At 31.5% G+C, this 7,396-nt stretch carries 6 protein-coding genes; 2 read left to right on the plus strand and 4 right to left on the minus strand.

The features are described from left to right. Positions 1 to 496 precede the first annotated feature (496 nt). The 3 genes from LQK79_RS20360 to LQK79_RS20370 form a co-directional block, all read right to left on the minus strand. Complete coding sequence (locus LQK79_RS20360) at positions 497 to 2,494, minus strand: glucose PTS transporter subunit IIA (protein ID WP_053243430.1); 1,998 nt, start codon at positions 2,492 to 2,494, stop codon at positions 497 to 499. Between the two features lie 282 nt (positions 2,495 to 2,776). Continuing rightward, a complete protein-coding gene (locus tag LQK79_RS20365; protein WP_231017711.1) occupies positions 2,777 to 3,601 on the minus strand; it encodes a PRD domain-containing protein in 825 nt (274 codons plus the stop codon). 28 nt (positions 3,602 to 3,629) lie between these two features. Then, positions 3,630 to 4,433, minus strand: a complete 804-nt coding sequence (locus tag LQK79_RS20370) for an MBL fold metallo-hydrolase (protein WP_053243432.1) — start codon at positions 4,431 to 4,433, stop codon at positions 3,630 to 3,632. A 218-nt stretch (positions 4,434 to 4,651) separates the two neighbouring features. On the opposite strand from LQK79_RS20370, the gene asd reads away from it, so the two are divergent. Further along, entirely contained in the window at positions 4,652 to 5,731 is a 1,080-nt protein-coding gene (gene asd, locus LQK79_RS20375; protein WP_053243433.1) for an aspartate-semialdehyde dehydrogenase, read from the plus strand. A 218-nt stretch (positions 5,732 to 5,949) separates the two neighbouring features. Next, positions 5,950 to 6,804, plus strand: coding sequence for a DNRLRE domain-containing protein (locus tag LQK79_RS20380; protein ID WP_231017713.1), 855 nt, complete (start codon positions 5,950 to 5,952; stop codon positions 6,802 to 6,804). Positions 6,805 to 7,002: 198 nt separating this feature from the next. Here the strand turns inward: LQK79_RS20380 and LQK79_RS20385 are convergent, their stop codons facing one another. Further along, positions 7,003 to 7,311, minus strand: coding sequence for a DUF4097 family beta strand repeat-containing protein (locus LQK79_RS20385; RefSeq protein WP_331000779.1), 309 nt, complete (start codon positions 7,309 to 7,311; stop codon positions 7,003 to 7,005). Positions 7,312 to 7,396: the final 85 nt, after the last annotated feature.

Below are 7,396 nucleotides of genomic sequence, written 5' to 3' on the forward strand. Positions count from 1 at the left end.
TGCTTAGCAGGTTTGAGCGTATGCGAGTTATTGAAATTTCTTAGTATTTTACAATTTTTAAGCCTTAGATTTATAGGGTTTTTTTAACGCGACGAAGCATTATTACTTCACAACTTCCAGTTTAGCAGAATAAATTTAGTATTAGTCGTTTCAATCTTTCAACTTGTTTATCTATACAAAGATTCACGCCAAAATTCCGTAGGTACGGAGGAATTTTTTCCTTGTACTACCGTGGGAGCGAATTAACAATGCTGAAGGAACAGTTTAAAAAAGCTCTAATAAATCTTGATAAAAAAATCCTAAAACCCTTAGATATTTCAATCTGTTTGAGCCAAAAGCAAGTTATTGAAACATCTTAGGATTTTAGGATTTTTTATCTTAGATTTATAGAACTTTTTTATTAAAAGTGCTTTTATATTGTTCTAGAAGGATAATAGGCTTACGCCCAAACTCCATGTATGTGTATGCGACGAAGCATTGTTAATTCGCATTCTTTCTACTTAATTGTAACTTCTGCTGCTGTGTTTCCTTGTGATGTCTTTCCTTCTTTTATTTTAATGCCTTCAACAATATTCATGTTAGTAACAATAACAGGTGTAATAGTATTTTTACCTTTTGCCTCTATTGCTGCTTTGTCTATAGTAATAACTTTATCACCTTTTTTAACTTTGTCACCTTGCTTTACATGTGCTATAAATCCCTCACCATTAAGTTCAACAGTATCTATTCCTATGTGAACTAAAAGTTCAAGTCCACTAGTTGTTGTAACTGCAAAAGCATGTTTTGTTGGGAACAATACAGTAATTTCTCCATCTGCCGGTGAGTGTATTTCATTACCAGAAAGTTCTACTGCAAATCCATCTCCTAAAGTTTTTTCAGCAAAAACTGCATCAGGAACTTTTTCAAGAGGAACAATTTCTCCATCTGCAGGACTTACAAGTTCATGAACTCCACTTGATACTTTTTTATCTTCTTCTATTGCTGCTTCATTCTCTGAAGAATCTTCTACAATTCCACCATTTTCAATTATTGCTTTTATACTATCCTTAATACTTTCTGCCTGAGTTCCAAAAACAACCTGAACACTATCACCTGATTTCATAATTCCTGCTGCTCCAAGTGCTCTTAATGTTTTTTCATCTACTGCTGATGGGTCATTTAAGTTAAGTCTAAGTCTAGTAATACATGCATCTAAAACCTTTATGTTATCTTTTCCACCTATAGCTTCAAGGACTTTAGCTGCTTTTGCATTTCCTTTAACATTTATAGGTTTTATCCCCTCTGCATCGTCATCTTCTCTTCCTGGAGTTTTTATATTCATTGCTCTTATTGTGAAGTAGAATACCACAAAGTACAGCGCAAAGAAGGCAATTCCAACTGGCCATATAAGCCATGGGTGACCAGCATATTTAAAGCCCAATACATAATCAATAAAGGATGCTGAAAATGTATACCCAAGTCTTATATTAAGTAAACTTGTAATAACACCTGCTGCAAAAGCTGCAAGCACATGGAATACAAACAAAATAGGTGCAACAAATATGAATGAGAATTCAATCGGTTCTGTTATACCTGTTACGAAAGCTACAAATGCCGCTGAAATCATCATACCCGCTATTTGCTTTCTTTTTTCTTTTTTAGCTGTTGCAATCATTGCTAATGCTGCGCCAGGAAGACCAAACATCAAAATTGGATATTCAGAAGCCATAAAGTGTCCCGCGTTAGGGTCCCCATGGAAATATCTTGCTGTATCTCCAATATAAGTTACACCATTAGAAACAAAATGCCCAAATTGATATAAGAATACTGGATAATAAATATGATGAAGTCCAAGTGGTATTAAAAGTCTTTTTCCAGCTGCATACATTCCTGGTCCAACAGGTGAGCTACTTGCAAAACTTGCAAAATCATTTATCCAACCTTGAACTGGAAGCCATATATTAACTCCAATTATAGCAATGATAACTGCTGCTACGGATGTAATTATTGGAACAAATCTCTTTCCTCCAAAGAAACCGAGCACCTGTGGAACTTTGATATCATGAAATTTATTATATAAAAGTGCAGCTACTAAACCTATTATTATTCCACCAAATACGCTCATGTTTACTGAAGTTCTCGTAACTATGTTACTATATTCTTGAGTAGCCTTAAATGCAGCAAGTGTCATATGTTTAGCCGCTGCAGCAGCCTGAGCTTGACTCGCTGCTGCAGTTGTACTCGCTAAGGTTTCAATTGCCTGTAAAATTAATTGTCCTACTACCGCTGCAAGTGCTGCGACAGCTTCTCCTCCTGAAAATCCTATAGCAACTCCAACTGCAAAAATCATTGGAAGATTACTAAAAATAGCATTACCTGCTTCTGCAATATACGGAATATTAAGAAGGTCTGGCTGACCAATTCTAAGAAGTATTCCTGCTGCTGGTAAAACAGATACTGGAAGCATAAGTGACTTACCTATTCTCTGAAGTACTGCAAAAGTCTTTCCTTTCATATGTTCTCCTCCTATTTTTTAATAAATATTAATTACACATATAAGACACAAATTCTACTATATTTTGTTTTTTTAAATTTAACATACGTATATTTAAAAAAATAATCTAAGAACTTTAATGTATTATATATTTTTAATAATAGTGTTAGTTTTTAGTATTTAAACTATACACTCCTGAGACTTGCATATCTATAAAGTCCAAAAAAATAAAGCACGAGCATAGTCATAATATAATCTTACATTATGAACAAAGCTCGTGCCTAATTTAATAGTAACACTACTTTATAAATCTTCTAATCTTTTAAGATGTAAAGCCAAATAGCCTATTTCATCTTCTGGTACTTTTATAGAAAACAAATCTTCAATTTTCATAGCAACCTTAATTGCTAAATCGTACTCATTATATAATTCTTCTTTTATATTGTCAAGCAAATCATTTCTAATAGTTTTTTTATTAATTACCCTATCTAAAACAAAACTTATATGGGTAACAGTTCTTACATAAGCTAGTGAATCTTTATCTAGTTTCTTTTTTAAAAGTTTTAATATAAGTTCCATTATGTTTCCTATCTTTTTCGTGTATGCAAGTGTATCACTTACTCCCCTTTGCTTTATTGCTGCATTTATATGCATGCATATAAAACCTATTTCATCCTCTGGAAGATTTACCTCAAATCTACTATTTATCATATCTAGCGCTTTTTTAGCCAGCCTATATTCCTTAGGATATAAGGCTGAAATTTCATAAAGAAACGGATTTTCAATTTTAATCCCCTTCTCAATTCTATGAAATGCAAAATTTATATGGTCAGGAAGAGATACATGTATAGCCTCACTAAACTTTACATTAAACTCTTTTTCGCACATTGAAATTATTTCCTCACAAATTCCTATAACTTTACCATCTATATTTTCAATAACTTCATCAAAATTTGTTTTCTTTAAGGACTGTTTAATAAACATGCTTTCAATTCTGTCGTTTGAAATTTTACTACCCTTTTTGGCATTAAAACCTATTGCTTTTCCAACAAGTACAAAATCACTATTCTTGCTTGTAGCTATAACAACATTGTTATTTAACACTTTTTTTATTATATATTCTTTCATATTTTTTCTCCCTGAAACACTTAACAACTTAAAGATATATTTCTTCAAGATCATCAGGCACTATAATATTTCCATTAAAATAATTTTTTCCTTCTTCTGAATACAAAACTTTTCTATTATCTAAGTTTTCATCTTCAGTGTGAATTAAGACGACATTTTTAACTTCTAATTTTGATGCATTAGTACATGCATCTTTAACCGTCGAGTGATGCTTTTCATATGGTTTAAATTTTTCTCTTTGAGAATACAGACAAAATGCTTCATGCATCAAATAATCACATTTATAAGCATAATTAGTCAAATCTTCGTTAAGTGGTTCATCTCCAAGAAAAACAAGATTTTTTCCACTATTAAAGTTAATTTTAAAACCAAATTGAAGAAGCTTAGTGCTTTTTATATCAAAAAATTCTACCTTCCAATTAAGTACTTCCATATAACTTTCATCCTCTATAGGAACAAATTTAACTCTATCTCCTATGTATTTTGTGAATTTATTTTGCAAAAGCAAATTACTTATAGTTTTTATTATTTCTATATTTTTATTATGACTATATATGTATAAATTATCCTCATATTTTCCGTCTATAATTTTTTGACAAACAGCTCTTATAATCCATACAATTCCCATAATATGATCATTATGTGCATGGGAAATAAACACATTATGAATTTTACTTATTTCAATATTCTTTTTTTCAAGGTTAGAAAGTATAGTATTTCCACCACCCGTATCAACTAAAAAATATTCATCAGAATCTAATATTGCAAAACAAGTATTATAGCACTTTGTTACCATTGCACATCCATTTCCAAGCATAATTATCTTTTCCATTATTATTCACCCCTTGTATATACAATAGCAAAATTAAAGACATAATACAATTTTTTGATAAATGAAAGCCTAAATGTATCTTTATTTCATATACAAGTTTACAATTATCTATTATAATATAAAAAGATGTGTAAATATAAAGCTGTGTTTTAAATAAGTGTAAAGAATAGCACTTACTTAAGACAAAGTCAAATAAATAAACGTGGAGGGATTCATAAATGAGTACAAAACTAAGAGTGGGTATACTTGGGGCTACTGGTCTTGTTGGTCAAAGATTTGTAACTCTCCTTGAAAATCACCCATATTTTGAAGTTAAATGTATTGCTGCAAGCAAACGTTCCGCTGGAAAAACTTACTATGAAAATGTAAAGGATAGATGGAAGTTAAGCAAACCAGTTCCTGAATACATTAAGAATTTAGTCGTAAAAGACATTTATGAAATAGATGAAATTTGCAGTCAAGTTGATTTCGTATTTTGCGCAGTAAATATGCCAAAAGATGAAATTAAAAAAATAGAAGAAGAATATGCTAAGCATGAAGTGCCTGTTGTATCAAACAACTCAGCACATCGCTTTACTCCTGATGTACCTGTTATTATACCAGAAGTAAATTCTGATCACTTTCAAATAATTGAAAAACAAAAAGAGAGATTAGGAACTAAAAAAGGCTTTATAGTTGCAAAGCCAAATTGCTCAATCCAAAGTTATGTACCTGCTATAAGCGCACTTCTTGATTTTAAGCCAACTAAAATACTTGTTTGCACTTATCAAGCAATATCCGGCAGTGGAAAAACATTTAAAGAATTTCCAGACATAGTTGATAATACAATTCCTTATATACCTGGAGAAGAGCAAAAAAGCGAAGATGAACCACTTAAAGTTTGGGGCCATATAGAAGGAAATAAAATTGTTTCTGTGTCAAATCCAACTATAACTTCTCAGTGTATAAGAGTCGCTGTATCAGACGGTCATCTTGCTGCTGTATTTGTTTCCTTTGAAAACAAGCCTTCAAAAGAAGAAATAATTGAGCGTTTCAAAAACTTTAAGGGTAAACCTCAACTTTTAAATCTTCCAACAGCTCCAGAACATTTCTTAACTTATTTTGAAGATGATTTTAGACCACAGCCAAAACTAGATAGAGATTTGGAAAAAGGCATGGGAATTAGTATAGGGCGACTCAGAGAAGATTCTCTATTTGACTATAAATTTGTAGGTCTTTCACACAATGCACTTCGTGGTGCTGCTGGTGGTGCACTTCTTACTGCCGAACTTTTATATAAAGAAGGATATTTAAAATAGCTAATATTTCATATGGTGGTGTCGCACTAAAAAAATTGCGATCATAATAGTGAAGGGTTTTAATGAGCAAAGAGAAGTTAAAACCTTTCACTTTAATTAGTTCGGAATTTTTTATATTTAGTGTGGCAACCCTTATTTTAACTTTCTGCAATTAATGGCATATAATATATTGAGCAACAAAATTTACTTTTATTTTGTAATTGGGAAGTGTTTTAATTATGCCAATATTGACATTTCAGTCGACTGGTACTACTTTTCTTTCTCAAAGCAATCCAGCAGTAAATCATAGTACAAGTCCTTTGATATATGTAGGTCAATTTTCAGGAGATACAGATAATTATAGAAGTATAATCCAATTTAATATTAGCAACATTCCATTTGGTTATTCTATAAATTCTGCAAATTTATCACTTTATATAGCAAGAAATGATGTTCCTGCATTATCAAAGCAAATAAATGTTTACAGAATTTTAGAAAACTATGATATTAATACTGTAAACTGGAATAATCAACCTCAAATCTACCCCATTGCTGAAGCTTCAACCACAATAACAAATGAAATCGGCACTGTGATCTCCATCAATGTTACAACATCCGTAAAAAATTGGTATAACGGTATCTCTAAGAATTATGGATTTCTGTTAAAAGGTGATGAAACCCAAACTTCCTTAGTTGGTTTTACAAGTGCAAACTACCCAATTAACACTTTTGCTCCTGTTCTCACTATAAACACAAGTAAAGGCACTATAACTCAATATCCTTCAGAGACAATTAACACAACGAACACTCTAACAGGTTCAACCTCTATTCCTCTTGGAACTAATTTCGGAACGTTTGCTATGCAAAATACTGGAACCTCAAACAACGGTTATGTTACTTTGCAGCTTAGTGCAGATAATACAATTTGGATAGATGATTTGTCACCTGTTATGACTCTCCCTTCTCTTGAACCGGGTCAAAGCATTATCCTAAACACTAGAGGTCATATGGCTTATGTACGTGCAGCAGTTCAATCTGTAACTGCTGGTCAATCAGCCGAAATTACTATTACGCCTAACATTTGGAGTATCTAATATAAAACTATGGGTGTATGTAAAAAACAAACTTTTTTACATGCACCTTTTAAAATGAACTTATTTCATAATATCTATATTGCCAGAACTTACTTTTGTATTTATCTTCTTATAAGGTTTATCTCCAACTTTCGCCCACGCTCTCTTTCCACCTTCATTCTTATTCATGTCAAAATTAGATTTTATATTCCCAGATAATCAGCTTCCATTAAACTCAAAATTCAAATAACTTGGTACACTTAACTTTACATTTCCCGAACTAGAACCTATATTATATTTTAATTTATTTAATTTTATATCAGATAAAAATCTAGTATTTCCAGAGGACTGCTCCACATTTAAATCTTTGTCGTAATCCCTAGGAATATACACATATACTTTTTCATTGAACTTAAAGTTAAACAAATGAAAGTTTACATTTTGAGAATTGAGTTTTATATTTATTATAGATAAACAAGCTGAAATATTTAAATTACCAATACCAAATTTATCCTTACAAACTGGAATTTGTCGATCACTATAGTGAAGGGTTTTAACTCACTTCGTTTGTTAAAAGACTAAGGTTTTCGCTATGCGAAAGGTGAAGGGTTTT

The sequence above is a fragment of the Clostridium guangxiense genome (genome assembly GCF_021043395.1).
Lineage (GTDB): Bacteria > Bacillota > Clostridia > Clostridiales > Clostridiaceae > Clostridium_S > Clostridium_S guangxiense.

Excerpts from the sequence above, each read along its gene's own strand:
- LQK79_RS20360 (WP_053243430.1), bottom strand. The coding sequence starts at position 2,494 with ATGAAAGGAAAGACTTTTGCAGTACTTCAGAGAATAGGTAAGTCACTT.
- LQK79_RS20365 (WP_231017711.1), bottom strand. The coding sequence starts at position 3,601 with ATGAAAGAATATATAATAAAAAAAGTGTTAAATAACAATGTTGTTATA.
- LQK79_RS20370 (WP_053243432.1), bottom strand. The coding sequence starts at position 4,433 with ATGGAAAAGATAATTATGCTTGGAAATGGATGTGCAATGGTAACAAAG.
- asd (WP_053243433.1), top strand. The coding sequence starts at position 4,652 with ATGAGTACAAAACTAAGAGTGGGTATACTTGGGGCTACTGGTCTTGTT.
- LQK79_RS20380 (WP_231017713.1), top strand. The coding sequence starts at position 5,950 with ATGCCAATATTGACATTTCAGTCGACTGGTACTACTTTTCTTTCTCAA.